This window comes from Gemmatimonadota bacterium (assembly GCA_026706345.1).
Classification (GTDB): domain Bacteria; phylum JAAXHH01; class JAAXHH01; order JAAXHH01; family JAAXHH01; genus JAAXHH01.
In genome coordinates this window covers 1-284 of sequence record JAPOYX010000076.1, presented here as the reverse complement: position 1 = coordinate 284, position 284 = coordinate 1, and the positions used below count along the sequence as shown (strand labels likewise).

At 56.3% G+C, this 284-nt stretch carries 1 protein-coding gene; it reads left to right on the top strand.

Annotated features, from left to right (window positions below; genetic code table 11):
• The coding region (locus OXG98_06130; protein MCY3771579.1) for a TonB-dependent receptor at nt 1-278 on the top strand (278 nt) is incomplete at its 5' end.
• Nucleotides 279-284 lie beyond the last annotated feature (6 nt).

Genomic DNA, 284 nt, shown 5'->3' with positions numbered 1-284 from the left:
ATGCCGAGGTGAAATTCGACCTGAACCGCGATGGCGCGGTGGACCGTAAAGACAAGAACCTGGAACCGCCGCGCGCGCCGACCTGGACGTATAGCTTGGATTTGCTCTACACGCTGGATATCGGCAGCCGCTACCGGTTGGTCTCTCGGATCAATTACGCCTACCGGGACAAGGAATACAACACCGACAGCAATCTCGGTTTCAACCGACAGTTGAAAATGCTGAAGGCTGGCATGGACCTGCATATCAACGACGGCCAGTGGGTGGTCGGTCTGTAAGGGAAG